Origin of the sequence: Hugenholtzia roseola DSM 9546, assembly GCF_000422585.1 — a bacterium.
In the GTDB taxonomy this organism is placed as follows: Bacteria; Bacteroidota; Bacteroidia; order Cytophagales; family Bernardetiaceae; genus Hugenholtzia; species Hugenholtzia roseola.
Genome location: NZ_KE383880.1, coordinates 136,168 through 162,474, shown reverse-complemented (window position 1 = coordinate 162,474; position 26,307 = coordinate 136,168). Strand labels below are relative to the sequence as shown.

The 26,307-nt window shown below is 41.6% G+C and carries 19 protein-coding genes and 1 tRNA gene; 7 read left to right on the top strand and 13 right to left on the bottom strand.

Annotation, left to right across the window (positions count from 1 at the left end; all coding sequences use genetic code 11):
* Nucleotides 1-67 precede the first annotated feature (67 nt).
* The 4 genes from G500_RS0112975 to G500_RS0112950 all read right to left on the bottom strand — a co-directional run bounded on the left by G500_RS0112975 (nt 68) and on the right by G500_RS0112950 (nt 5,271).
* Complete coding sequence (locus G500_RS0112975; RefSeq protein WP_161626135.1) at nt 68-1,243, bottom strand: hypothetical protein; 1,176 nt, start codon at nt 1,241-1,243, stop codon at nt 68-70.
* Nucleotides 1,244-1,390: 147 nt separating this feature from the next.
* Nucleotides 1,391-2,863, bottom strand: coding sequence for a bifunctional phosphopantothenoylcysteine decarboxylase/phosphopantothenate--cysteine ligase CoaBC (coaBC, locus tag G500_RS23465; RefSeq protein ID WP_342664607.1), 1,473 nt, complete (start codon nt 2,861-2,863; stop codon nt 1,391-1,393).
* 23 nt (nt 2,864-2,886) lie between these two features.
* Nucleotides 2,887-3,960 carry a PKD domain-containing protein gene (locus tag G500_RS25120; protein ID WP_027002862.1) on the bottom strand — a complete coding sequence of 358 codons (1,074 nt, stop codon included), beginning with the start codon at nt 3,958-3,960 and terminating at the stop codon, nt 2,887-2,889.
* 321 nt (nt 3,961-4,281) lie between these two features.
* Entirely contained in the window at nt 4,282-5,271 is a 990-nt protein-coding gene (locus tag G500_RS0112950) for a glucosaminidase domain-containing protein (protein ID WP_086047903.1), read from the bottom strand.
* A 629-nt stretch (nt 5,272-5,900) separates the two neighbouring features.
* Here G500_RS0112950 and G500_RS0112935 point away from each other — a divergent pair.
* Nucleotides 5,901-6,719: an XRE family transcriptional regulator gene (locus G500_RS0112935; protein ID WP_027002860.1), complete on the top strand. Its 819-nt coding sequence runs from the start codon at nt 5,901-5,903 to the stop codon at nt 6,717-6,719.
* A gap of 136 nt (nt 6,720-6,855) precedes the next feature.
* Here the strand turns inward: G500_RS0112935 and G500_RS26020 are convergent, their stop codons facing one another.
* A complete protein-coding gene (locus G500_RS26020; RefSeq protein WP_027002859.1) occupies nt 6,856-7,101 on the bottom strand; it encodes a hypothetical protein in 246 nt (81 codons plus the stop codon).
* 69 nt (nt 7,102-7,170) lie between these two features.
* Here G500_RS26020 and G500_RS0112925 point away from each other — a divergent pair, with 69 nt between their 5' ends.
* Nucleotides 7,171-7,515, top strand: coding sequence for a hypothetical protein (locus G500_RS0112925; RefSeq protein WP_027002858.1), 345 nt, complete (start codon nt 7,171-7,173; stop codon nt 7,513-7,515).
* A gap of 172 nt (nt 7,516-7,687) precedes the next feature.
* Here G500_RS0112925 and G500_RS0112920 read toward each other — a convergent pair whose 3' ends face one another.
* From G500_RS0112920 to G500_RS0112905, 3 genes are all read right to left on the bottom strand, one after another.
* Nucleotides 7,688-8,182 carry an RHS repeat domain-containing protein gene (locus G500_RS0112920; RefSeq protein ID WP_027002857.1) on the bottom strand — a complete coding sequence of 165 codons (495 nt, stop codon included), beginning with the start codon at nt 8,180-8,182 and terminating at the stop codon, nt 7,688-7,690.
* Nucleotides 8,172-8,591, bottom strand: a complete 420-nt coding sequence (locus G500_RS0112915; protein ID WP_027002856.1) for a hypothetical protein — start codon at nt 8,589-8,591, stop codon at nt 8,172-8,174. Before G500_RS0112915 ends, G500_RS0112920 begins: the two co-directional genes overlap by 11 nt.
* Nucleotides 8,592-8,833: 242 nt before the next feature.
* Nucleotides 8,834-9,694 carry an RpnC/YadD family protein gene (locus tag G500_RS0112905; protein ID WP_027002855.1) on the bottom strand — a complete coding sequence of 287 codons (861 nt, stop codon included), beginning with the start codon at nt 9,692-9,694 and terminating at the stop codon, nt 8,834-8,836.
* A 383-nt stretch (nt 9,695-10,077) separates the two neighbouring features.
* On the opposite strand from G500_RS0112905, the gene G500_RS0112895 reads away from it, so the two are divergent.
* Nucleotides 10,078-13,575, top strand: coding sequence for a triple tyrosine motif-containing protein (locus tag G500_RS0112895; RefSeq protein WP_027002854.1), 3,498 nt, complete (start codon nt 10,078-10,080; stop codon nt 13,573-13,575).
* 486 nt (nt 13,576-14,061) lie between these two features.
* On the opposite strand, the gene G500_RS0112885 is transcribed toward G500_RS0112895, so the two are convergent.
* A complete protein-coding gene (locus tag G500_RS0112885) occupies nt 14,062-14,910 on the bottom strand; it encodes an RpnC/YadD family protein (RefSeq protein ID WP_027002853.1) in 849 nt (282 codons plus the stop codon).
* A gap of 944 nt (nt 14,911-15,854) precedes the next feature.
* Between G500_RS0112885 and G500_RS0112875 the strand changes: the two genes are divergently transcribed.
* Nucleotides 15,855-17,957: a DUF3857 domain-containing protein gene (locus G500_RS0112875; RefSeq protein ID WP_161626134.1), complete on the top strand. Its 2,103-nt coding sequence runs from the start codon at nt 15,855-15,857 to the stop codon at nt 17,955-17,957.
* A 97-nt stretch (nt 17,958-18,054) separates the two neighbouring features.
* Here the strand turns inward: G500_RS0112875 and G500_RS0112870 are convergent, their stop codons facing one another.
* Both G500_RS0112870 and G500_RS0112865 read right to left on the bottom strand, forming a co-directional pair.
* On the bottom strand, nt 18,055-19,221 hold the full coding sequence (locus G500_RS0112870) for an ArsA family ATPase (protein ID WP_027002850.1): 1,167 nt from the start codon (nt 19,219-19,221) through the stop codon (nt 18,055-18,057).
* Between the two features lie 104 nt (nt 19,222-19,325).
* Complete coding sequence (locus G500_RS0112865; RefSeq protein ID WP_027002849.1) at nt 19,326-20,300, bottom strand: vWA domain-containing protein; 975 nt, start codon at nt 20,298-20,300, stop codon at nt 19,326-19,328.
* A gap of 374 nt (nt 20,301-20,674) precedes the next feature.
* On the opposite strand from G500_RS0112865, the gene G500_RS0112860 reads away from it, so the two are divergent.
* Together G500_RS0112860 and G500_RS23455 are read left to right on the top strand one after the other, a co-directional pair.
* Nucleotides 20,675-21,958, top strand: coding sequence for an aspartate kinase (locus tag G500_RS0112860; protein ID WP_051203571.1), 1,284 nt, complete (start codon nt 20,675-20,677; stop codon nt 21,956-21,958).
* A 220-nt stretch (nt 21,959-22,178) separates the two neighbouring features.
* Nucleotides 22,179-22,679 (top strand): NfeD family protein, encoded by a 501-nt coding sequence (locus G500_RS23455; protein WP_051203570.1) that lies wholly within the window; start codon nt 22,179-22,181, stop codon nt 22,677-22,679.
* A 2-nt stretch (nt 22,680-22,681) separates the two neighbouring features.
* Here G500_RS23455 and G500_RS0112850 read toward each other — a convergent pair whose 3' ends face one another.
* Nucleotides 22,682-23,551 (bottom strand): O-methyltransferase, encoded by an 870-nt coding sequence (locus G500_RS0112850; RefSeq protein ID WP_161626133.1) that lies wholly within the window; start codon nt 23,549-23,551, stop codon nt 22,682-22,684.
* 308 nt (nt 23,552-23,859) lie between these two features.
* Between G500_RS0112850 and G500_RS0112845 the strand changes: the two genes are divergently transcribed.
* Nucleotides 23,860-23,944: transfer RNA gene (locus tag G500_RS0112845), tRNA-Ser, on the top strand.
* A 183-nt stretch (nt 23,945-24,127) separates the two neighbouring features.
* Here G500_RS0112845 and G500_RS25115 read toward each other — a convergent pair.
* On the bottom strand, nt 24,128-26,068 hold the full coding sequence (locus G500_RS25115; protein WP_027002846.1) for a PAS domain-containing protein: 1,941 nt from the start codon (nt 26,066-26,068) through the stop codon (nt 24,128-24,130).
* Nucleotides 26,069-26,307 lie beyond the last annotated feature (239 nt).

The following is a 26,307-nucleotide window of genomic DNA, read 5'->3' as shown; positions in this document are numbered from 1 at the left end:
AAGCCCAAAAACGAAGATAACATTTTTTTCGCGCTTCTGCAATGTATCAGCACCAAAGGCGGCTGCTTTATTTTTGCACCCATTCGTAACTATCGTTATCACGCTCCAAAACGACAATTTTAGCATCTGCCACATTGAGGTTTTTGCGAGCGGCTTCGGCTTTGCTTTTGTTTGTAAAGACGCGATAAACGATTGCTTGCAGGGTTTTGCCCGAAGCGGAGGTATATTGAAATTGGTGCAGCCAATCTTTTCCTTCCAAAAGGGCATCGAGGTGGCGTTCTTGTGCGGTTTCCAAATCGGCTTCGGTGCGTATCACAATCGCATGGAGGCGGAATGGATTTGTTTCTAAATCTGCCGTAGAAGGATTTTTGAGCGCGTTTTTGATAAGGGGCGTAAAAATAGATTGGGGGTTGTTTTTGATAAAATTCTGATGCTCCCCAATTTCGGTCATGCAGGGGTAGGCTTCAAAACAAGTGCCACCTACAAAATAGCTATCCTCGCCGCCCGTTGCAGTGCCTTTGTTGAAGTCTATAAATGGAATTAGGGCGCGATAGAGCATCTGGCGCACCGCTTTGAGGCGCGTAGAAGTAGGATATTCGCGTAAATACTGCTCTGCCAAAGGGATAAGTTCGGCTTCGGCTTCCAAGCCCAAATAAGGATATTCGCCCCCAATAGATTCGCCTTCTTTGGCGCGTATCTGCTGAAAGAGGACGTATTCGGCAGAGGTTACGGCTGCAAGGCGTTCGAGAAGTGTAGGCGCGACCACAAGTCCGCCAAACATGCCTTCTGCACCTGTGGGCTGCATGCCTAATTCGGAAAGTGCCTTGATAATAGGCATTGTTTTGACACTATCTTGTTGCATTATCAAGGTAGCATCTACATCTTCCAAATTGGAAAGGGCTTCCGAAAGGCGATTAGAAAGGGTATCGCGCTCGGCAAAAAAGACCTCAAAATCTTGCTCATTGGTGAGTAGCTGTGGATTTAGCACTTTTTTTGCCAAACTCCGAATTTCGGCAGCCAAGACGGGATTTTGAGCGGCTGCATAGTTTATCAACGGCTCAAAAGTGCTGTAATCTTCATTTAGAGGGGCTGTTTTTTCCACCACAACCGAATCGGTAACAAGAGGGGCAGTCCCTCCTTTCTCACCTTTGCCACCACAAGCTATTAGGCTGCTGCCCAAAAAGACCACCGTCGCTACACGAAAAGTGGGGGGGAGGCAAAATCGTACAAAAGAGAAAAGCATACGCATCAAAGAGGATAGATAGGGTTTAAAATAAAAAAAGAGGCAAAGATAAAGACGATACAATTTAAGTACCCTGCAAAGACTGTCTAAATTGCGTTTAATTTGTGTTTAAAGGGTTTTTAAACGGTCTTTGGGGCATTGCAAAGTTTAGTCCTCCTCTGCAAAGTTAGGGTTTTGTCCGATTTCAAACTTCTTTCGCCTGCCTTTTTGTTCCAAACGAAAGACTACTTCCTGCCAAATATCGTCGGCTACGGCTTGTTTGGTTTTGAGTTTAAACTCTTTGGTACTTTGCCCATCAAGAATATAAATTTTATTGGTGTCGTGTCCGAAGCCTGCCCCTTCTTCTTGTAGGGAATTGAGTACGATAAGGTCAAAATTTTTCTTGTGCAGCTTTTCTTTTGCATGCTGGATTTCGTTATTGGTTTCGAGGGCAAAACCGACATGAAATTGATGGCTCTTTTTTTTCTGACCCAAAAGAAAGGCAATATCAGGATTTTTAATCAGCTGTAAAGTTAGCGTTTCTTCGTTCTTTTTGATTTTTGTAGGTGCAATTTCGGCAGGGCGATAATCGGAAACGGCTGCTGCAAAGATAACGACATCGGCTTGTGGAGCAATCTCCTGCATGCGAGCAAGCATCTGGGCGGCACTTTCTACGGCAAAAAGGTGAAAACGCGGCATATTGGCAAATTGCGCATGCAGTTGTGTAGCACCGCTGACGACAAAAACTTCTGCTCCTGCCTGCTGTGCTGCCTTTGCTAAGGCAAAACCCATCTTGCCTGTGGAATGATTGCTAAGATAGCGCACAGGGTCGAGGGCTTCTTTGGTTGCGCCTGCGCTGATAAGCACTTTTTTCCCTGCCAAATGTTGCGTAATTTTCTTTTTTTGTTCGTCTTGAATCGCTTGTTTCTCAAAAAAATGGGATAGCAAAGCCACTACTTTTTCTGGCTCTGCCACTCTGCCTTTTCCTTCTAAACCGCTTGCCAATTCGCCCTCCTCGGCTTCAATGAGGTGATTGCCAAAACTGATAAGCGAGGCAACATTGCGCCTAAAAGAAGGGTGCGCATACATATCCAAATCCATAGCAGGGGCAAACCAAACAGGGCAACGCGCTGAAAGATAAGTCGCGACAAGCAAATTATCGCAAAGCCCATTTGCCATCTTTGCAACTGTATGGGCAGAGGCAGGGTAAAAAAGCAGCACATCTGCCCAAAGCCCAAGCTCTACGTGATTGTGCCAAACGCCATTTTGCTCGTTTGCCCAACTGGTCAGGACTTCATTTTTCGAAAGTGTAGCCAACGTCAGGGGGGTGATAAAACTTTGTGCCGCCTCGCTCATCAAAACACGAACCTGCGCACCCGCCTTTACCAAAAGCCGCACCAAAAGGGCTGATTTGTAGGCGGCAATGCTACCACTAACGCCCACTAAAATTTTTTTCCCGTACAAAAAGTTTTCTGTTTCCGACATAAAATTCATTAAAAAGTGTATCCTACCAAATATGAGCAGCAAGATAAGCATTTTTATCAAACCCTGCCAAAAAATACGCGCCAAAAGGAATCCAAAAAAAATCCGAAAGGAATCCAAAAAAAATACCCTTGTCTTGACAACAAGGGTATTTTTCAAAAAAAGTAAAACGAGATGAAGGCTTACCAAGTAAGTCCTAAACTTACTTCAATGCCCGCTACTACGCCTAAGGCATCTAAGGTTACTTCACTTGGCTGGCTTTGTGCGAAAGGTGATAAATCTACCTCTTCGATTACGTCGGCAATGTAAAGACCGCCTGCGTCGCCAAACTGACCGTCAGAGTCGAAGTGAAGGAATACAAAAGAAAGGGCAGTATTGCTATCAATGCGTGGTGCTGTGATGCCCAAATTGGTGCTTGACAACCCAAATGGGCTGGCAGGAAGCGAACCTTCTGTAAGAGGCACTACTAAGATGGTGTTGTTGGCAATAGGCGACCAAAGTGCGTCGGCGATAGTCAAGCGTTCAGGAAGGGGAGCTTCATAGATAAGAAGTGAAAGGTTCAATTCGCTGATGTCGGCAGGGTTGCCATCTTCGTCGCCGAACCACTCTCTCATCGCATCGAAGTCGTAGCCTGTAACGGTTACAGTTTCTAAGGTTACAAGGGTTACGCCTTGTACGGTGATGGTAGCGGTTTTAGTGCTTGTTTTTGCACCGCTTGGGCTTTTCGCTGTCAAGGTTACTGTGAAAGTGCCTTGTTCGGTGAAACGGTAGCGTGGGCTTGGTGAGGTAGAAGTGCCACCGTCGCCAAAGTTCCACTCATAAGTAGCGGCATTCGAGCTGCGGTTGGTGAAAGTAACTTGGTCGCCTACTTTGATGTCTGTCTGTGGCGCGAAAGTAAAGTCTGCTACGGGGTCGGGTTCAGAAGAAGTAACGGTGATGTTTTTGGTTACTTCCGCTTCGCCACCTTTGCCTTTTGCTACCAATTTGATGGTGAAAGAGCCAGCGGTAGCGTAAGTATGTGAGGGGTTTCTATCGGTAGAAGTGCCGCCGTCGCCAAATGTCCATTCGTAGGTTTCAGCATCTGTGCTAAGGTTGGTGAAAATAACGGCTTGCCCTGCTTCGGGTGCGTCAGGGGTGAAGTTGAAATTCGCTACGGGCTTTGGTGCAGGGTCTTCTTTGTCTTTACAACCAACTACGGCAAGGGAAAGGAAGAGAGCAATTACCCAGAAATACCACGTGTGGAAATTTTTTTTCATGGTCTGAATGTAGTGTTTTTAATGAGGAATAAAGTGTAAAATCGTAACGGTTTCTACTCTTGGAGGCGAACTTTTGATAGACCCTCGAAGGCTTTGTTACTTGTTAGCGTAATATTAAGAAAAATTAACCTGTCTTTTGAAGCAAAGGCTTTTTTTTTTCAAAAAAAAGACGCGCTTTCTGTTTTTGGCTGTTTTTTCAAAATAAAAAGGAATTGTTTTCTGTTTTTTTGAAATTTTGTTCTGAAATGCTTATTTTGATAAGATGCTGCCCAAACTTTCTACCTATCAAAAGACCTGCCTTTTAAAGGCTAAGACAAGATTTTAATGGTCTAAAAGGTCGAGGTGGTATCGCTTGATAATTTTTTTGAGCATTTCGCCATAATGAGGCGAAGTGGCATAGCCTACGCCGCCATATTTGGTAGAGCCGATGAGGTTTGCCCATTCGTCGTATCGCTTGCCTTTTGTAAAAAGTGGTGCATAGCGCGGCTGTGTGGAAAGGAAAAGGGAATGGGCGCGAAAAGACTCCCAAGGGGTTTGGTAGGCGGAAAAGCTATCCTTGATTTTGCATTTATACAAAACTTTGCCCGCCTTTTGTAGCACTTCCTTGCTCACGACTTTGCTTTTATTCATCTGATACTCGGCTTCGGTGTAGTATTCGGTGGTGGTAATGGGCGTAGTTTTTTGTTTTCTATCTTTGATGCCGAAATAATTATTTTCTACTACTCGCTTGCCGTATGCCGTTTCTAAGGCTGCCTGTGCCAATTTGATGGAGGCAGGCACGTGGTATTTCGTCTGCTCGGTTAGGGCAGTAACGATTTTATTGAGGTCGGAGGTGTCTGTAAAAAATTGCTTGACGTGTGGCTCGGGTTTGGCAAGGGGGAGGGCTTCTTCTATAAAAAGTTTTGCAATTTGGTGGTTTAATTGTACGATTTCTTTATCACTAAGCTGGTCTAAACGCGAGGCTTTGGCTTTAATAAGCACTGCTGCAATAAGACGCTGCTTTTTTACCACAAAATCTTCCTCTGCTTCGGGGTCTAAGGCGTACTTATCCAAATCTTTGTTTTCTAATTGGGCAATGACAGCCCCTTGCGGGTCTTCCTGAAAGCCATTAAAAAACATAAGGGAGGCGTAGTATGTCCCGAAAAATTGGACGATTCCTACAAAAAGCACCACAATTATAAAAAGCGTAAGCAGGCGGATGTCATTGATAATGACCTTAAAATCATACCGCCTACTGCCGTATGGAATGTGAAAGTTAAATTCTTTCTGAAATAAGGGCTTGTACTCGAATCTTTGTAGAGAAGGAAGCATGGCAAAAAAAGTAAATAAATGAAACCTAAGAGTGGAGATAAGGCAGGCGCGATAGCCGTAGGCGAAGTTAGGAAAAAAAGCCGAAGATGCAGCGTTAATCTTGGGGGTAGGTTTTGAAAGGCGGTTGTTTTATCACGATTTTGAGTGCGATTTCGAGGGAATTTCCCTCATTTTTTGGGAAATTTCGCTTATTTTTAGGGTCTTTTTTTAGAAATGGTTTAAAATATTTGGCGAGTGTCAATTTTTTTTGTATCTTTACCTCTGTTTATGATGGTATATTGTCAGAATATTAGCAAGTCGGGTCTGACAAAGTGCCAAAACTGACAAACTTTTCAAGACAACTCAAAAGACAATCTGACAGACAATCTGACCAACAATCTGATAACACGCTAAGACAAGTAGCAAGACCAAAACCAGCGCGTTGGTTTAGCTCGAATTTAGCCCCCTTTATTTCAAATTTAGCCTTGCCAGCTGCCCTACTAAAATACTACCCAATAACACAAATAGCATACGCTCTGCCTTTACAAAGACTTGAAAGCGTCAAAACGGTTATTTGTAGTTTTATCAGATGCTAAGTTAGGGCAAGAAAACAAAAATTGCAAATTTCCTTAGTAAAAAATTTCAAAACTATGCATCTTAGCAATAATCTTCGCTTTTTACGCACCCGCAACACACGCAAAAAGAGTCAGGAAGTCATTGCCGATAAATTAGGCATCACGCGCGGGGCTTATTCTTCCTACGAGGAGGGCAGAGCCGAACCGCGCCTCGATACGCTTGTCGCTATGGCAAATTATTTTGAAGTTACTGTAGATGAACTGCTCAACGAAAATTTAGAGGAGCGCAAATTCCGACAAAGAGTCAATACCCCTTATTGGAGTGCCTACCACCGCCTACAAGTGGGGAATTACGTAGCAGGTACAAATGTGCGTGTTTTGGCTATTTCGGTAGATGAGCTAAACAACGAAAACATCGAATTAGTGCCACAGAAAGCTGCCGCAGGGTATGCCAAAGGGTATGCCGATTTGGAATATATCAAAGAGCTACCCAAGTTTAAATTGCCTTTTCTCCCTGCCGAGCGCACCTACCGCTCCTTCGAAATTTCGGGCGACTCGATGCTACCGCTTGAATCGGGTACGATTGTGATTGGTGAGTATGTTGCCGATTGGAACGACCTGAAAGAAGGCGAATTTTGCGTCTTAGTAGCCCAAGACGAGGGAATTGTCTTTAAAAGAGTTCATAATCAGGTCAAAGAAAAGGGTACTTTTTTATTAGAATCTACCAACTTGCAGTATCGCCCCTACGAACTCCCTGCGCGTCAGGTCAAGGAGATTTGGAAATTCGCTGCCTACATCAGCAAAAAAACGCCAGAGGCGGAAACTTCGCTCGACGAAATCAAGCAGGTCTTGAATCAGTTGCAGAAAAAATTAGGGGTCATTGCACCCAAATAGCCTCCTCTAAATCGTGGGCAGACCACAACAAGCGACTCGCAAAGGCTCATTTATTTGGATAAATTTTAAAATTGGCTGTTTTTTTCTTGAAAAAGGAAAAAATAGCCTTTTTATGAGCCTACTATTTAGGTTTGTGTTAAGAAGCGGTTGAGTAGCCTCTTTTTGAAGAAGACAGACCCAAGGCACAAGCCTGCCTATTTTTGTTTATGCGTGAGTAGGGACAAGGCACTGCCTTGTCCGAAGTGAGATTGAAATAAAAAGAGTTTTTAGGCTCAAAACAAGGTTTGAGCCTAATTTTATTTTGTTTCCAATTTAATAAGATAAGGCTTTTCGCAAGACTTGATATTGCTACTCCCCATTCGGCAAAGTCTTCTGAATACAAAAAATAAAACTAAATCTTCGCTTTGCAGGGCTGCTGCTATCAAAACATCTAAAAAATAGCATTTTGTATTTGTTTTTTGCTATTTTTGCAGTATCTTACAACGCAAATCTAAGATTTGCCGCACTGATAGGGATTTTAAGAGGTCGTGTGAGTGTTACAAAAACACAAATTCAAAACTTGGCACAAATGAAGGAAGAAGCTCCTTTTTTTGAGAATGTAGAGTCTTTTATTTCTTTTTTGAAGTCAAGTAAAAAGAATAAAGTCAAAGAAGGTCAAGACCTACTAACACAAGAAGGAAAATCAATAGTAGAAGAATTTGGGTCTTTACTATCGCTTATTCCTGATTCAATTTCTAAAACGGACAAGCAAACACTTAAAAAAAACTTGCTTGCCCTTATCAAGAAGATGTTGTAGGAATAAAAGTGGTAGAGGACATTTTGTCCCTTACCAAAAATGAGAACTGCAAAAGTGGTAAAGATTATTTTGTTTTTTCAAAGTAAAGACTATTTTTGCAGTATCTTACAACGCAAATCTAAGATTTGCCGCACTGATAGGTCGTAGTCGGAGGCTACGCCAAACTTTTGGTTTATTCTTTGGTTATGGGAACACTGCGGACAACGGGGGAGCCACCAAGCCCCAAGTTCATCTGGCTACCCCTACCAATTTTGTCATCAGGGTTAGTCGTATGTTCGCGGTTGTTTACGTCTTTTGAGTTATATCCAAATATTTGTATTTTATGTTCATGTTTGGAAGAAGCTAAATCATCAAACATTGTTTGAAAAGTATTAGAATCTTCGTATAATTTAGAAAGACCTTGTAAAAATTCCATTTTTTCTTCACCTGTCATATCTTCAGAAAAAGTGTAGGTTATCTCCCTCCCATCAGGGTCAATCGCATTGATAGGATTATTGGCTACATAGGCAAAGGGCGTGAGGCTGTAATACTTCTCTGCCAGCGGGTTTATACCCCAAAACCTACAAAGTTGTGGGTCTTGTTGTCGCCAGCCGTAGTCGGTGAGGTGCAGCCCCAAAAACGTCTCCTTCTCCTTGCCGTTGTATTGCCAGAAGTTTTTATTTAACATAGCAAATTCCTTTTAAGTTATTTGTATAAAATAAATCATAAATATCTTTATTAGGTTCTAAACATATAGTCGTTTCACTATCAAAATGATAACATCCACTATATCCAACAGGAGCAATAAGAACTCCATTAATGACTGGTGCAGACTCTTTGTGCGATTTCAAAATTAAATCATATTGTTTTCCAATAGTTATTTTATTGCAGTTTTTGTTAAAAGTATTGTCATCTTTTGAAACTATTTTATATAATACTTTGTTTTTCATTGCGTAAATAATATACCATTTTTTTACTTTTTTTACTTTTTTTATGTAGTATTGCGTATTACTGTCTAAAACCACGCTTGTGTTTTTTGCACTATTACTAGAAAGTAACGTAAAAATAGCTATTAAATATAAAAAAAATTTTTTCATTTTATTTTTTGAATTATTACTTTGTTTCCTTTTTTATCATTTACGTACCAATCCACGCTTTTAACGCCAGTGGGATAAGCCCCCGTTGGGCGTAGTCTCCGACTACGACCTATCAGTGCGGCAAATCTTTGATTTGCGCTGTAAGATACTACAAAAATAGCAAAAAACACCCTTTGAAGCTACAAAATTGTTTTTGCCACTCACTATCCTGCACAAGTAACGACGAAGTACACCTAATAAACTTACAATTCCTCACTCAACTTGCGAACTTCCTCGATGGATAGTTTTGTAAGTTTAGCAGTTTTCTCTACAGAAAGCCCGTCTTGTAAGCAAGAAATTGCTAATTCACGGCGAGCTTCGAGCTTTCCTTTCTCTAAGCCTTTCTCTAAGCCTCTTAACTCGCCCTTTTGCAAACCTTGTAAATAAAGGTCATCTTTTTCGATGTCGTATCCTATCGTTCCCATATCGCCTAATTGGTTTTGAATGATTTTTGGAAGTTTATTGCGCAAACGCGCTAAAACAAGCAACTGCTTGACATACTTATTTAACGCAGTAACGTCGCTTTTTAGTTGCGAAAGGCGGAATAAAATTTTACTGACGACTTCTTCCTGTTTTTCCTTTCCGAAATCCGCCAAAACTGCCATAATGACCTCTTCGGCATTTTCAGATTCGATAAATTCTTTGTAAGAATAATCTCTAAAAGATTTTAATTGAAAGCCTGTAAAAACCTCCGAAGGCGCAAGGGTAGCACGCATATTACTGGGCGTTTCACCTAAGTAATATACGATTTGAATAATAGGTTTTTGATACTTCTTTTGTAAGATAGCATGATACTCTTGCATGCGAAGTACCATATTTGGCTCATCTCTTGCCTGAAATTCTAATTGCAGGATAAATTCTTTTTCGTCTTGGGTGGTGATAAGAACTAAAAAGTCGGCTTCTCGTTCTAAGGTGGTTTGTAGTTTATCTTTTAATAAAGCGTGTTTTTTAATGTAAAATCCCAACTGCCTTTCTGAAAATTGCAAGACATACGATAAGATATTTTCTTTTAAAATTTTATCGTAAAGGTTTTGTTCTTTTTGATTAGGTTTTTTGTCTTCCATAAAAGATTTTATGCGCTAATTAGAGTGTGAAGGTACAATTTTTTTGGATACGACTACATTTTTTATGCTTTTTTGTACGTTTTATTTGAGCTTTGCTGAAAAGGTAGGTTGTAGTCGTGGAACAAGACCAAAGGCGTGTTTTTTTGAATACGGATAAAGCAGAGTTTAAGCCTATTCTTCCTTACTTATTTCCAGAAATAACTATCGTAGGGCTTGCTATTGAGAGCTTTTTTTCTAAAAAAAACAAAAAAATAGCTTTTTTGTGGCGAAAAATGTGTAAAATGCGCTGAAAAGCATCTTATTGGTAGGCAAAAAATAGTTTTTCTCACCGCGCTCCTTTCTTGCGCCTTTCAGGGGCTACCCAAAAATAGCATTGGCACGATATGACTCCTTTCTTTTTCACACACATTTTTTTTAGATATTGGCTCAAAGTTGTTTTTTTGCTTGGGCTTGCGTTTTTTTGTACATTTGAGGCAAAGAGCCAAAAAAAAGAACTTTCAAATGCAAAGCAGACTCTCGCTCCTACTTTACGCTGGGGAACGCCTTTTATTCAGAATTATGACAAGAAAATCTATCAAGCCTCGTCCGTTCTCTGGACGCTTGCGCAAGACGCACAAGGCAAATTATATGTAGGCAATCGCGACGCTTTGCTCGTCTATGATGGTGCAGAGTGGCAGCAGATGCAGACAGGTGGGGGCGTAGTTCGGCATTTGCTTTTTGATAAAAAAGACCCTACACTTGCTTATGTCGCCAATGATGACGACCTTGGCTATCTCAAAATCAACGCCTTAGGGAAATGGCAGTACCATTCTCTACGTCCGTACCTGCCTGATAGCATCGAGAAAACGCCCTTTATTACCGAGGTGCATCAAATAGAAAAAGACCTTTACTTTTCGAGCGAAGATAGGCTCTACATTTTTCATACCCAAGATAGCACCTTTTCTTATCATCAGGTAGAGGCAGAAACGGATAAAATAGACATCTTTGAAGTAGGTACAGGTTTTTGGAAAAATGAAACCAGCAAGGGCTTGTACCGATTCGAAAATCAAAAATGGATTTTAGAAAGCGAGCATTACATCTTTACGCATAGCCTAAGCCTGCGTGCGGCTCTGCCTTATGGTCAGAAGAAAATTTTATTTTGTCCGCTTAATATAGACTCTCTTTTTTTGTATGATATTGAAAGCAAACAAGTGAGTGCTTTTCCGCTCGAAGACCAGCATTTGCTCAAAGATAGGGGCGTTTATGTAGCCACGCATTTAAAGGATAAAAAAGGCGAGGATATTTATGTATTAGGCATTAAAGATAGAGGGGTGCTAATTTTTAATGCCGCAGGGAAAACTTTGTACCACATAGACGAGGCTTCTGGTCTAATTAGTAATAGCATTAACTATGTTTTTGTAGATAAAAATCAGGCACTTTGGGTAGCAACCGATAAGGGTTTGAGTCAAATTGCGATTCATCTACCTTTTACAGCCTACAAAGAGCCACAAAATTTGAAAAGTTATACGACAGATATTTGTCGTAGTGCCGACCAAACCTTATATGTTTCCGCCAACGATGGACTTTTTTATCTGGAAGCAGAGCTATTCAAACGCATAGCAAACTTGCCTTCTACACAATGTTGGCAGCTCCTGCCTTTTCAAGATGACCTAATTGTGGCAGGTGGAAATTATGGGTTTTATTACATCAAAAACAAAAAAATTGCACAAAATATAGATGGCGAATGGGCAAATATGGCGATTGGGCGTTCTAAAATAGATAGCAACATTGTCTATAAAGCCAACTATCAAGGCTTTGAGGTGCTGCGCTATCAGGCAGAAGAAGATAAATTTTTGCGTGTGGGCAAGATTCCCGCCTTCGAGCAGGTCATTTCGCGCTCTGTGCAGGAGCAGGCAGATGGTAGAGTGTGGGTGGGGTCGCCTAAGGAAGGTTTCTATTCTATTGATTTTCAGGAAGATAGAGGTTCAAAAAAAGGCGTAGAAACAGCAAAGGTACAACTCCATACAAAGGGCTTGGAAAAAATAGAGAGTTGTAAAATTATCGCTTGGCAGAACCAAATTCTTTTTTCTACTGCATCAGGTATTTATACTTTTGATGAAAAAAGTCAATCTTTTAAGTCTTACAATCCTTGGGGTCTGGATTGGCAGAATCCGCGTTTTGCCTATCCTTATCTATTGCCTTTGCAAGAAATCGCCGATTCGAAGCCCTCCTACTGGGTGATGCCCTCGGCTAAGACTTTGTTGTTCAAATCTGAACAAGTGCCTACAAAAGGGCAGGGCAATCAAGCCGACACTTGGGTACAAGATACCCTTACCCTTGCACCTCTGCCCGACTATCTTTCGCGCTTTTATTACGATACTCAATCCGAATCGCCTACATTTTGGTTTGCTACCGCACTGGGCGTTTTTCGCTACAAACCCGAACACGATTTGGGCAAGTCTGTCCCTTATCAGACTTTGATTCGCAAAGTCAGTTTGGCGTATCGCGATAGCCTACTGTTTGGAGGTGAAAGTGGTGGTCAAATCGCTCCCTTCGAACTACCTTACCGCTTCAATGCGCTTGTTTTTACCTATGCCGCGCCTTCTTTTTATCAGGAAGACCAAAATCGTTATCGCTATTGGTTGGAAGGTTATGAAGAAACTTGGTCGGATTGGACAGAGCAAAGGCGCAAGGAATACACCAACTTGCCCGAAGGACACTATACTTTTTGGGTGCAGGCGCGAAATAGCCAGAAAATAGAAAGTTTGCCTACAAAAGTTGCTTTTACGATTGCACCGCCTTGGTATCGTCGTTTGTGGGCGTATGGACTTTTCTTATTGCTCGGATTTGGGCTTCTTTATGCCTTTGTGCGTGCTTATACCTATCGCCTGCGTGCTTCAAAGCTGCGTTTGGAACGCCTTGTTAAGGAAAGAACAGAGGAAATTCAACTCAAAAATTTAGAATTAGAGCAGCAAAAAGAAGAAATAGAAGTGCAGGCTGAAAATCTCAAACAGCTTAATGAGGAAATGCGACAAACCTTAGATTTAGTCAATCTACAAAAAGACGACCTCGAAGAAAAAAATAACAACATCACTGCCAGCATCAATTACGCCAAACGCATACAAGAGGCAATTTTGCCCTTCGAAAGCCGCTTCGAAAAGGCATTTGGAAAGGAAAACTTCTTTATTTTATATCAGCCCAAAGACATCGTTTCAGGTGATTTTTATTTCTTGCAAGAGCTTGAAAATCATACACTTATCGCCGTTGCTGATTGCACAGGGCATGGCGTACCCGGTGCTTTTATGTCTATGATAGGAAACGAACTTTTAAATAAAATTATCAATTTAGAAAAGATAATCGAGCCTGCTCAAATCCTGACACAACTGCATCAGGGCATTATGGAAGCACTCAAACAAAAAGATTCACAGGTGCGCGACGGCATGGACATTGTCGTGCTAACATTGGAAAAAAGTGCGAATTTTGAACCTCAAAGACCGCGTTATTCTGCCTTTTCTTATGCAGGAGCGATGAATCCGCTTTATTTTTTGCCACTCGAAGCCGAGCAAACCCCTACGCTACAAATTCTTAAAGGTACGAAAAGGGCTATCGGTGGGCAGCAAGGGCAGTTGGAAAAGGACAAACCGCGCCAATTTGAGCTACATCAGGGCAGTATTCAAGTGCCTACTTTTTTCTACCTTCTTACTGACGGTTTCCAAGACCAATTTGGCGGCGAGCGAGGGCGCAAGTTTATGGTAACAAACCTGAAAAATCTACTCACTACTTTGCCTCTACTGCCAACAGAGGCGCAAAAACAAAACTTGCAGCAGACTTTGGAAAATTGGAAGGGAAATCTCAAACAAATAGATGATATTACCTTGATAGGAATTAGGATTGACCCTTAGTCTTCGTGGCTAAGGCTTATCGTCTGCGACTAAGCCTTATAAGGGCAGTGATGTTAAATTCTAAAAAAACAGATTCAAATGTAGGGACAAGGCATTGCCTTGTCCGAAGTGAGATTGAAACAAAAAAGGGTTTTAGTACCCAAAAATAGGGTTCTGCCCAAATTTTATTTTGTTTTAAATTTGAAAAGACAAGACTTTATGCGCTAATTAGAGTGTGAAGGTACGATTTTTTTAGAGATTACCATTTTTTTATGCTTTTTTGTATGTGTTATTTGAGCTTTGCACTATTGACAATACTACTATTCGGGTTACTTTTTGGTCACTGGGACACTACGAATAACGAAACCTTGGATTTGCGTTGTAAGATACTACAAAGATAACAAAATAGAAAAATATTAGCAAAAAAATAACCCCACTTTGGAGCCATAAAATTCTCTTTGCCGCTGACTATCCTGCACAAACAACAGCCGAAGACGACTAACAGGCTTACAACTCTTTACTCAACTTCCGAACTTCCTCGATGGATAATTTTGTAAGTTTAGCAGTTTTCTCCACAGAAAGCCCATCTTGTAAGCAAGAAATCGCTAATTCATGACGAGCCTTCAACTCGCCAGCGCGTTCACCTTCTATTTTGCCCTTTTCTAAGCCTTGCAAATAAAAGTCATCTTTTTCGATGTCGTATCCTATCGTTCCCATATTGCCTAATTGGTTTTGAATGATTTTTGGAAGTTTATTGCGCAAACGCGCCAAAACAAGCAACTGCTTGACATACTTATTTAACGCAGTAATATCTGTTTTTAGTTGCGAAAGGCGGAATAAAATTTTACTAATCACTTCTTCCTGCTTTTCCTTTTCGAAATCCGCCAAAACTGCCATAATGACCTCTTCGGCATTTTCAGATTCGATAAACTCTTTGTAGGAATAATCTCTAAAAGATTTTAATTGAAAGCCTGTGAAAACCTCTGATGGCGCAAGGGTAGCACGCATATTGCTGGGCGTTTCGCCTAAGTAATAAACGATTTGAATAACAGGTATTTGGTATTTTTTTTGTAAAATGGCATGATATTCTTGCATACGAAGCACCATATTAGGTTCATCTCTTGCTTGAAACTCTAATTGTAGGATAAATTCTTTTTCGTCTTGGGTGGTGATAAAAATTAGAAAATCCGCCTCTCGTTCTAAGGTAGTTTGTAATTTATCTTTTAATAAAGCGTGCTTTTTGATGCGAAATCCCAACTGTTTTTCTGAAAATTGTAAGACATACGATAAGATATTTTCCTTTAAAATTTTATCGTAAAGATTTTGTTCTTTTTGATTAGGTTTTTCGTTTTCCATAAAGGGCTTTATGCGCTAAATTAGAGTGTGAAGATACGCTTTTTTTAGAGATTACTATTTTTTTATGCCTTTTTGTATCCGCTATTTGAGATTTGCACTATTGACAATACTACTATTTGGGCTATTTTCTGGTTATGGGAACACTACGAATAACGAAACCTTGGCTTTGCATTGTAAGATACTACAAAGATAGTAAAATAGAAAAATATTAGCAAAAAAATAATCCCACTTTGAAGCCACAAAATTCTCTTTGCAACTGCCTATCCTGCAAGCACAAAACTTGCAGCAGACTTAGAAAATTGAAAAGGAAACCTCAAATAAATAGATGATGTTATGTTGATAGTAATTAGGGTTGGCTCTTAGTCTTTGGTATAAAATTTTGTGTAAGGCTTTTTATTTGTGCCTAAATTCTGTTTTTGGGCTTTTTTCAAAAATAAAAAACCTATTTTTCGCCTTTTTTAGTTATGGTAGGGAAAGACGCTGTTTTTTTGCGTATCTTACCCTTCCAATAGCGGATATTCTTCTTCTTTACGATTCTCAAAAATTACTACTTCCGACCCAAATCGCTTCAAAGGCACTACATTCTTCCCTTATTTCCGCATTTCCCACCAAAAAGCACGCGCCTTTTCGAGTTTTTTTATTTTCTTTCTTCAAATTTTCATAAAAAACCGCGATTCTGTATCATATTTGCAGCAGTAGAAAAGAGGAAAGGCTTTTCATAAGCCTATTTGAAGGCATAGACCCTTCTTTTTTGTCGCCGAAAGCGGGACAAAATGCAGCTCCGACCCAACTCTATAAAGGGTTTTTCGTTACAAAGAAACGCAATTCTGATATAAGTTTTCTGCTTAGTTCCTTCGCGTACTAAATGTTGGCAGAAGAAAATTTGCCGCCCCTCTGCTCCCCACTACGAAACCTACCCAATCTATTCTAAAAAATCTATGACTTTGAACACTTCAAAAAATACAGCCTCTTTTGCGCCTCCTTTCTCCTTTGGAAAGGGTGCAATACAGTGGCTTATGGTTGGAATTTTGGTATTAAAAACGATACAAAGACAAAATCAACAGCGCAAGGTAGCTTCTTTTTCCGACTATCCTTTTTTAGCATTTTTGGGTTTTACGCTTTTGGGTATTCCCGCCGACCTACTTGCGCAAAGTTTGGTTTCGCCGCCCCCTGCCTCTATCCTACTTTTGCGCTACGATTGGGAAAGCAATCCCACTATAAACAAGCAGCCTATCCCACGAAAAGGGGAAGTCAATCCTACCTTTTTTCGCCAATACACACACAAGATAGAGCATTTTTACGACCTAAACGAAAATTTGCGAGTCTTGGAGCTTTATCACCAAAGCGTCTATCTGACTGATAATGAAGCCCTTGCGCGTTATAGTCAAATTTATCTGCCCCTACAAGAGGGCGAACTTCTAAAACTCAAAGCGCGTTTTATTAGTGCCGAAGGGCAGGTAAAAGAGTTGCCCTTTGAAGCCATCAAGGAGCTACAATTCGAGGCTTCGCAAGCTATGAAAGTCTTTGCCATCGAGGGTGCAGAACTTGGCGGAGAGTTGGAGTTTTTTTATCTGATAGAGCGCGAAAATATGGTCTGTGGCTATCATCAAATTCCTGAAAATGCGGTTATAGAAAATTATACGTTTGAGATTATTTCGCCCCAAGAGGTAGTTTTTGAAGCTAAAGCCTACCAACAGTTTCCTTCTATTACGGCTTTTTATGATGAATTAGAGAACAAAAATATCTTACAGGCGCAGGCACGACACCTACAAACGCAGCATCTTGATTTTGCCGCCCTGCCGCGTGTGCATCACAAAATTTCGCATTATGCCGACATGCAGGCGCAAAGTATCTTTACTTGGAACGACCTTTCTACTTCTATCGTCAAGCACGTTTATTTGGAACGCGAAGGTGAAAATAAGGCGCACTTGCGCGACCTGCTCCAACAAATTTTGCCCACAGAAGCCCAAAACAGACAGAAAGGTAGCCTTCCTATTGCCATTCGCAGCATAGAAAATTACATCAAAACTTACATAAGAAAGGAAGAGCGTTATGAAAACGAATACAGCCACCTTGCCTACATTCTTGAACAAGGCGTAGCGAACGAATTGGGCTTGGTGCGTCTTTTTGCTCTGCTTTTAGAAGAAGCCAAAATAGACTACCGCTTGGTCATGACTTCGGATAAGCGTTTTTATGAATTGGACGAGCATTTTCCTTCTTGGGATTTTTTACAACACTATCTTTTCTATTTTCCACAAGAAGATGCTTTTCTTTCGCCCACCGAACCGCATTTTCGCTACGGACTGGTGCCTGCCTATTTAACAGGGCAGAAGGGGATTTTTATGCAAAAGGTAGCCATGGGGCAAAATTGGGCAGGACGCTCTTTTGTGCAGCTTATCCCTCATACCGATAAAAATTTAGTTAGAAGTTTGTATCAAGTATCCTTTGATAAAAAAAATCAGACCACACATCTGAATCTAAAATGTCAATTAGTAGGCTATAAGGCGGCTGATTTGCAGGCACAATATGCACAAAGCGATACGCCTGAAAAGTACATTGCCCGCCATTTTGAAATTGCGACACAAAATCGCCAGACCGACATTCTGCACATCTCACAGGTGAATACTTTTGCCAGCACCTACTTTCAAGCCACCGACTCCTTTTCCATCGAGGGCGCACTTCATTCGCCTTCGCTCCTCGAACAGGCTTCGGACACTTATCTTTTCAATGTGGGTTCGCTCTTGCAGATGCAAGCCCAGCAGCCCGATAAATTGTATCCCGAATCGTTTTATACCGTCATAGAATTTGAAATTCCCGAAAACTACGCCATTCGCAACATCGAGGATTTGCGCAAAAACGTGTGGGCGGTAGAAAAAGACCGTATGCAGTGCCTCTTTCGCACCGATTTTATCGCCATTGGGCGCAAAATTAGGTTAGAAATTCAGGAATACTACAAAGCCGATGTCAGTGAGCGTGAGCGCAATCGCATTTATGAGGCGGCGCGTAGTTTTGAAAATACGGTTTTGGTTTTCAAAAAGACGAAGTAAATCTATTTTAAGGCAAAGTTTTATTTTCCTACAAAAAAAGCGACAAAGATTTTAAATCCTTGTCGCTTTTTTATTATTTTTTTACTACTTTTCTCTTCTAAACGGCTTTCTTTACAAAATTGACGCGCAGCCAAGGCTCACTATATTCATAGTTTTTGATTTGATAGAAGCTAAAAAATTTGGGTAGGAAGAGATTGCGGCGTTTGTTTTGAATATCTATCACCAATTCGTCGCCAAATTGGGTGATTTTGATTTGGTCTTTTTCTAAAAAAGGCAACCGCAGCCGGACGCGATAGCCGCCCGTAATTTGCTCAATTTCGAAGGGGCTTTCTCTATAAAAAACATCTGTGGCGTTTCTATCCTTGTAAATGGCTTGCGAAATTTTGGCAAGCAGCTTCTGCCCAAAGACCTCTTCGCCCAAATGTGGCACTTTTAGAATGGGCAGCGGCGCGAAGATGTCTTCAATTTCTTCTAAATAAGCCTTTTGCGATTTGAGATAGTGCGCAAAAAAACTGCCCTGCTCCTCTTGGGGCAAAAGGCGATTGACGATAACGGCATCGATGTTGTAACCATAAAGTTGTAGGTAAGTATAGGCGCGTTTTGCCTCCTGAATGACCATCTTTTCGGGGTTACAAATGATGCGAATGGAGCAAATGTCGGGTTTTGAAAAAATCTTCTGCACGCGCTCGAGCTTATCGAAAAGGTTTTCTAATTCGTCAAAACCTTTATCTAAGGGAATCCCTGTGGTGAGATTGACCGCGCCGCCTACAAATTTGAGTGCTGTTTTTTGAAAGGGAAAGGCTTTGGTAGTCCACCATTTTGTTACTTGCGGCAGGGAAAGAAAAGTAAGCGTTTCGCCTGTCGGTGCGCTATCGATGATAATGACATCGTATGCTTTTTCGGTGTAATATTTTTCAATCCAAAGAAATGCCGAACCCTCTTCCATGCCCGGAATGGCGGAAAGTTCCTCTGCCAAGATGCTATCTACGCCCTGCCATTTAAAAACTTGTAGCATCAAATTGCGAATATTGCCCCAATATTTTCGCATAGAATAATACACGTCTAACTCTTGCGCGTATAAATTAGGGGCAATTTTGGTAGGCTCTGCGCCCAATTTAATGTCTAAGGCATCAGAGAGGCTATGTGCGGGGTCGGTAGAGATGATAAGTGTTTTTTTACCCTCTTGCGCCGCTTGATAAGCGGTAGCAGCGGCGCAGGTGGTTTTGCCTGTTCCGCCTTTTCCCGTAAAAAGTATAATTCTCATAAGTAATAGGTAAAGATAGTTGCTAAAAGATAGGACAATTCAAGGTGGTGTTGGGAAAAGTTAGCGGTCAGACGGTCTGTTGTGAGTGGTAATATTTTTAGGGGCTATATTTTTAGCAGGCGAACCGTTAGAAGCAAATCTACTAAAATTAGGGCTAAGGCAGCATACAGAAAATAGTAGTATTTGTTTGCCGAAGCGTCCATCTTGCGAATATCGCGCACTTCGCCTTCAATTTCTTGGATAGCCGAAATAAGGCGGTTCATGTCGCTGCGCGTATTGGTGATTTCGAAATAACGCCCGTCAGCTTTGTCGGCAATGTCTTTAAGGGCATTTTTATTGAGTTTGGTAACGACTTCATCACCTAAGCGGTCGCGTTTGTAGTCTGTGCCGTTGGGGATTCTGCCGCCCTCTTCTGTGCCTACGCCTAAGGCAAAGACGCGAATCCCTGCTTCTAAGGCTTCACTAACGGCATCTTCGGCTTCTTCGCCAAAGTCTTCGCCGTCGGTGATTAAGACCATGATTTTAGATTGCTTGCCGCCATTTTTTGCTGTCGTTTCTTCTTGTTTGAATTTTTCCAACGCCAAACGAAAAGAAGGGGCTAAGTCTGTTCCAGAATCGGAGATAAGCCCTGTGTTGAGCGTTTCGAGCGAAAGGGTGATGGCACTGGGGTCGTAGGTGAGCGGACATTGCATGTAGGCATCAGTTGTGAAGATGATAAGCCCAATGCGCTCGGCGCGAAAGGAATTGACCAATTCTTTTAGTTCGTGCTTCACGCGCTCGATGCGGGTAGGCTGCACGTCGTTTGCGTCCATAGAGCGCGAAACATCTACCAAAAGGAAAATGTCTTTTCCTACGGCTTTGACCTCTTTTTGTACCTCGCCGAAAGAAGGTCCTAAAAGTGCCATAATAAGCAGGACAAAATAGCATGTCCGTAGGGCTACTTTTATCCAAACACTACCTGCCGAAGTGCCTAAAAAACGCGCTTTCTGATAGGTACGATACACATAAAAGGCATAAAAGGCAATAAAAAGCGTAATGAGGATATATTCGCCTAAGCTAAGATAACGGTACCAAGTCATGGTAAGAAAATTAGGTGATAAATCTTGTAGGTAGTAAAATTTTTTAGTCGTATCTCGTGTGTAAAAGGCTAAAATTCCAAATAGGTGGGTCTGTTCATAACTTTCTTTCGGCTATGATGGTTTTCGATACTGCCCAGCGAGGCTGCCTATTTGGTTTCAAAACCCTATCTGCCAAACAAAGATACACAAAAGGCAATAAGTCGACGTTTTTTTCTGCTCACTACCCTTTCAAATACAGAAATTTAACAAGCATTTGATTTTTCATGTCCCGACAATCGCCTACCTTTGCAGCGAGATTCTTCTCTTTTCTTGGGCGAAAAGCCCATTTTATTGACTTGTAGCGTATTATTCACCCCTCTAATTTCTTTATCGGCTTGAATCCCATCAAAGTATTCAAATTCGGCGGCGCATCGGTTAAAGATGCCGCTGCGGTTCGAAATGTGAGCCAAATTCTTAAAACCTACCTCGAAAGGGGCGACAAACTTGTCGTCGTCGTTTCGGCTATGGGAAAGACTACCAACCACTTAGAAGACCTTTTTCATGCCGCGCGAAAGGGGCAGCCGCAAGTCTATAAACAGGTCTTGAAGGAATTAGAAGCCTATCACCAACAAATTGCCCTCGACCTTTTCGAAGGAAATGAAGAGGCGGTTATTTTTCGTACCCTCAAAAAGTATTTCTTCCAATTAGAAGCCACTTTGGAGGAGCAAGAACCCATTTGGGACAAACACTACGACCAAATCATCTGTTTTGGCGAACTTATCTCTACTGCCATTGTCGCTGAATATCTAAAAACGGTCTATAACGACAAATGCCTTTGGGTAGATGCCCGTAGGTTTGTCCAGACCAACGAGCGTTGGCGCGAAGGGCAAGTGGATTGGGAATGGTCGGAACAGCTCATCAAATCCGAATTGCTGCCTATTTTAGATGTGCGTTTTATCCTCACACAAGGCTTTTTGGGCGGAACGATAGGCGGCAAAACAACGACTTTGGGCAGAGAAGGGTCAGATTTTACCGCTGCCATCTTTGCCTATTGCCTGCAAGCCGAGTCGGTTACGATTTGGAAAGATGTAGCAGGAATTTTAAATGCCGACCCCAAACGCATCAAAAGCACCCGTCTTTTCACTCACATCAACTATTCAGACGCTGCCGAAATGACCTATTACGGCGCGACGGTCATTCACCCCAAAACCATCAGACCCTTAGCGGCGAAAAACATTCCGCTCTATGTGCGTTCTTTTATCAATTACGACCAAGAAGGCACTGTCATTGGAAATTTCCCTACACAACCTGCCCTGCCTGCCATTATCGTAAAAGGCAATCAGACGCTCTGTACTTTTCAGCAGCGCGATTTGGCTTCCATCAATGAAAAGAATACCTTAGCGTATATTCACAACGAGCTTGCCCGTTTCAATCTCAAAATCAACCTCTTACAGACTTCTGCAACGGCTTTTTATGTCTGTTTGGATACGGACGAAAGAAAGTTGGAGGCATTGCAAGCCAGCATGGGCAGTCAATTAGATTTTACCCTCGAATCTAACTTAGAGTTAATTACGGTAAAAAACTATGATGCTGAAATGCTACAAAACTTTACCAACTTAGGCAATGCTGTCTTCGTACAAAGAGGCGGAAAGGATTTTCAAGTAGTGGTGCGCAAGTAGGGCGTTTTCCGACCCTATTCGCTGCCATCGCGTTTGGTTCTAAAAAAATCATTTTCAAATGTAGGGACAAGGCATTGCCTTGTCCTAAGTTTGATTGAAACACAAAGGCGTTTCAGACCCGAAAAAGGTTCAATCCAAATTTTATTTCGCTCAAATTTTGAGAACACAAGCAGGGATAAAATCTATCAATCATAGCAAAATCATATTTTAAGGCAGCAATTTGGAAACTTTCATTATTATTTTTTTGATGCTTTCGGCAGTTGCCTTTTTAATAGGCGAGTTATTTCTCCTGCCTTCGGGTAAATTGGGGCTATTGGGTGCATTTTTAGCCCTTTTGAGTGCCGTTATAGCCTTTTTTTCATTTGGTCTGACGGCAAGTGTTGCTGTTTTGGGGGCAGGTGTGGCATTGGGCTTGGGGGCTTTGTTTTATGGTCTGAAAGCCAAAACTTGGGAGCGTTTGAGTTTGAAACAAACCCTGCAAGGCAAATTTAATGACGAGCATTTACTTTCTGTTAGTTTGTTGAATGTAGGCGAAAAGGGCAAGGCGCAGTCGGCTTTGCGTCCGATGGGCAACGCTATTTTTCACCAGCAAGTGTATGAGGTTAGCCCTTTGGGCGAATGGGTAGATGCAGGTTCGGAAGTAGAAATCGTCAGGATTGAAAAAACAAAAATATTTGTGAAAAAGGTAGATAAGAAAGATAAAATAATTTTTGAAAAATAAAATCATAAAAAAGTTCTAAGTTTGAAATGCTCTCGACTTAATTCGGGGTTGAAAAAAAGAATCCCCATCTTAAATAAATCTACCTGTAAGCGCACCTTTGGGTGCTGCCTAATTTGCGTCCAAGCCCTTTGCATGCCCTTAGACCAATAAATATCGTCAAAGACAACCCAACTTTTTTGGTTCAGATAAGGCAGCAGTAGCTCGAAATAGTGTAGCGTTGCCGCTTCGGTATGGTTGGCATCTATCAGGACAAAATCTAAGGGCAGCGGGGACGCACTTTTTTGGTTTTTTTCTAAAAAAAGGGGCAAAGTTTGGTCTATATTTCCTACTTCGAGGTGAATATTGTCGGGATTGAAAGTGGGCTGCTCTTTTATTTGTGCAAAGTTTTGGCGTGCTAAGGCGGCAATATTGGGGCAACCTTCGAAGGTAACGACCTTTGCGGCGGTGCTTGCCAGAGCCAGATGCAGGGTTGTAAGCCCCAAAGACGTACCCAATTCGAGAATACCTTTTGGGTTGCGCTCTGCCACTAAGCGGAATAAAAATTTCGCCCAATAAGGCGAAAGGGTAGAACGTTTCAAAATTTGGTTAATCTTTCGTTTTTCGCCTTGTGCTGTTTTTGCCTTTTTCCCTTTTTCGCCTGCACCAAAGTCTTGCACCCTAATTGCTTCTTTTTGGGTAGCAAGTTTGGCACGCAGCGCATCTAAGGCTTCAAAAGGATAGTAGTGTTTGGGTTTGCGAATGGTATCGAGGTAGAGATGGTAGAGAAAAGGGGCTTGAAGGGCGTGTTGGTTTTTCGAATCCCAAAGAAAACCCAAGAAAGAGGCGAGCATTTCGAGCGACATAGTGGCAAATTTAGAAATAAAGGCGAGCAAAGGTAGGACAAAGGTCGGAAAGTTTTTCGCTCCTTACAAGTTCTTTTCGGGCAGATAAAAACCGCAGCCGTACTTTTTTTGTGTTCATCATTTCTTAACATAAAGAAAATCCTTGAAAATGAGTAGGTTGTGATTTTTTTGTAAAATTTTTCAAAAAAAAAGCCCCCAAGACTTGACAGGCATTGAAAAAAGCTCTACCTTTGCATCACAATTCAAGACAAAAGGACTTGAAAACAAAAAAGACCTATAACACTTCAAAAGTTTGTAGGCAATGCGATTTAAGCAACTTGTTTGCCTTCTATAAAAATAGAGAGATGGCTGAGTGGTTTAAAGCGGCGGTCTTGAAAACCGTTGTACTGAAAGGTACCGGGGGTTCGAATCCCTCTCTCTCTGCAAAAGTGCCTTGTAGCTTGCTACAAGGCACTTTTTTTGTGTACTTGTTAGTAGAGGAAATTTTTAGAAAATCCTTCCTGTCTGAAAAAGTAAAAACCTCGCAAGGTTTGGCATCACCTCACAAGGCTTTTAGAAAAAAGCAAAGAAAATTTTTGTGGCATAAACCATTTACAAACTCCCTCCTCACACCCGCAAGCCCATCACTAAGATGTCGTCGATTTGGTCTTGCCCTGCTTTCCATGCTTTGTGGGCGGCTTGGATAGCGGCTTTCTGTTCGCTCATAGGGAGGTGCGCTTGCGAAAGAAGCAGGCTACGGAAATTGGCACTCAAAAATTTGCGCAGGTCTTCGCCGCCGAACTGGTCGGCGTAGCCATCTGAAAAGGCATAGATTTGTGTGTCTTCGAGCCAATCAAAGGTCTGTTCTTGGAAAGGTTCGTTGCGCACCAGTCTGCCTCCAATGCTCATTTTATCGCCTTTTAGCCAATAAGAACGCCCTTGTTGAATCAATAAAATGGGGTTTCGCGCTCCTGCAAAGTGGATTTTTTGGGTCTTTCCCTCAAAACAGACTACGCTCATATCCATGCCGTCGCGATTTTGTGTAATATCCTGCTGCAAGGCTCGCCCAATTTCTACGCGCATCTGATTGAGAATTTCGGCAGGCGCAAAGATATTTTTGGTCTTGACAATTTCATCTAAAAGCGTCATGCCAATCATAGACATAAAAGCACCGGGTACGCCATGCCCTGTGCAGTCGGCAATGACCCACACAAAACGCTGTGTTTCTGCATCTTGATACCACCAATAAAAATCGCCCGAAACAATGTCCTTTGGCTGATAAAGCAGGAAGTAATCTTTGACAAAAGCAGGCAGATGTGCCTCTTTGGGTAAAATCGCATCTTGTATGCGTTGGGCATAGTTGATGCTTTGTTGAATGTACTTATTTTTAGTTTCTAATCTTTCGTTTTGCGACAGCAGTTCTTCATTCATTTCAAAAAGCAAATCGCTTTTGAACTTTAATTCCTGTGTGCGCTCCTCTACTACTTCTTCCAGATGCTCGGTATAGTGTTTGATTTCGTCCTCTAATTCTTTTCTTTTCGTAATTTCGAAGCGGATAGACTGATAGCGGTAGGGCTTTCCTTTTTCGTCTAAAAAGGGGATAATCGTCGTATAGACCCAATATAGCGAACCGTCTTTGGCTTTGTTGCAGACTTCGCCGCGCCAGACCTTGCCCGAAGCGATAGTTTTCCACATCTCTACAAAAAAAGAAGGCTCATGATAGCCCGATTTGAGCAAGCGGTGATTTTGCCCAATCAGTTCTTCGCGCGAATATTTCGATATCTTACAAAATTTGTTATTGACATAAATAATATCGCCTTTTGCATCAGTAGCCGCCACAATCGCCGCCTCATCAATAGAAAGTTTTTGGTACTCTAATTCTATTTGGGTGAGCTTCATTTCGGTAATATCGCGCAAAACCACTACCGTACAAATAAATCGCCCTTCGTCGTCGTATTGGCGCGTTGCCGTCAGGATAACGTGCAAAAAGCCTCCATCGCCTTTTAAAAGTTTGTATTCTGTGCGCAGGTGCGGCTCTTTGATGGCTAAGGCATCATGTTGTAAGATTTTGGGATTTATTTTCAAAAAATCACGTGCATTTTCTGAAATAAGTTGCGTAGGCTCGAAGGCTGCTTTCCTATAAAACTGCTGATTTGCCCAAATTACCTCGTCGGTTTCATTTAGATAAAGCGTCATGACAGGCACGCGCTCGTAAAATTTAGTGGCGATATAATCTTCTTTGTATCGTGTTAGGGTTGCGCCTATGGTATTTTTATCGGTAGGAAAGAACTTAATTTTGATAGAAAAAGGCAACAAAGGGTGCAGCGTCTGGTTGAGTGTGAGGCTTTGTAGGGTTTGCTTTTGTATGGTCTTGAAGACCAATTCGGCGATAATAGGCTCTAATTCAGGGGGCATTTGCGCCAAAAAGCGGTAGCCTGCCCAAGAGGTGGCTTTGAAAAGGGGGTCGGTTGTGATGATTTCTTTCACCTCCGTATATTTATCCATTTTCAAAAAAATGGACTCTTCCTTTTCCAATAGTTCCAAAATCGAGGGCTTGATGCGCGTCATGAGAGAGAAGACAAAAGATGAATAGTTTGAAAAGGCTTTTCGGAAAGCCAAGCAGGGCGAATGGGGTTTTATTCCTAATCAAAGATAATTTTTTTCTACCAAACAAACAAGAGAATATTTGGTAAAATTGTCGCTTTGCTGCCAAAAGGAAAAAAAAGGCATGTAAGATTTTGGCTTTATGTCTTTTTCGGATAGAAGACAATAAGGTCGCTTTTTTTGTTATCCTTCTTACCAAAAGT

Excerpts from the sequence above, each read along its gene's own strand:
- G500_RS0112865 (WP_027002849.1), bottom strand. The coding sequence starts at position 20,300 with ATGACTTGGTACCGTTATCTTAGCTTAGGCGAATATATCCTCATTACG.
- G500_RS25120 (WP_027002862.1), bottom strand. The coding sequence starts at position 3,960 with ATGAAAAAAAATTTCCACACGTGGTATTTCTGGGTAATTGCTCTCTTC.
- G500_RS0112870 (WP_027002850.1), bottom strand. The coding sequence starts at position 19,221 with ATGAGAATTATACTTTTTACGGGAAAAGGCGGAACAGGCAAAACCACC.
- G500_RS0112885 (WP_027002853.1), bottom strand. The coding sequence starts at position 14,910 with ATGGAAAACGAAAAACCTAATCAAAAAGAACAAAATCTTTACGATAAA.
- G500_RS0112935 (WP_027002860.1), top strand. The coding sequence starts at position 5,901 with ATGCATCTTAGCAATAATCTTCGCTTTTTACGCACCCGCAACACACGC.
- G500_RS0112950 (WP_086047903.1), bottom strand. The coding sequence starts at position 5,271 with ATGCTTCCTTCTCTACAAAGATTCGAGTACAAGCCCTTATTTCAGAAA.
- G500_RS0112915 (WP_027002856.1), bottom strand. The coding sequence starts at position 8,591 with ATGAAAAAATTTTTTTTATATTTAATAGCTATTTTTACGTTACTTTCT.
- G500_RS25115 (WP_027002846.1), bottom strand. The coding sequence starts at position 26,068 with ATGACGCGCATCAAGCCCTCGATTTTGGAACTATTGGAAAAGGAAGAG.
- G500_RS0112920 (WP_027002857.1), bottom strand. The coding sequence starts at position 8,182 with ATGTTAAATAAAAACTTCTGGCAATACAACGGCAAGGAGAAGGAGACG.
- G500_RS0112895 (WP_027002854.1), top strand. The coding sequence starts at position 10,078 with ATGACTCCTTTCTTTTTCACACACATTTTTTTTAGATATTGGCTCAAA.
- G500_RS0112975 (WP_161626135.1), bottom strand. The coding sequence starts at position 1,243 with ATGCTTTTCTCTTTTGTACGATTTTGCCTCCCCCCCACTTTTCGTGTA.
- G500_RS0112905 (WP_027002855.1), bottom strand. The coding sequence starts at position 9,694 with ATGGAAGACAAAAAACCTAATCAAAAAGAACAAAACCTTTACGATAAA.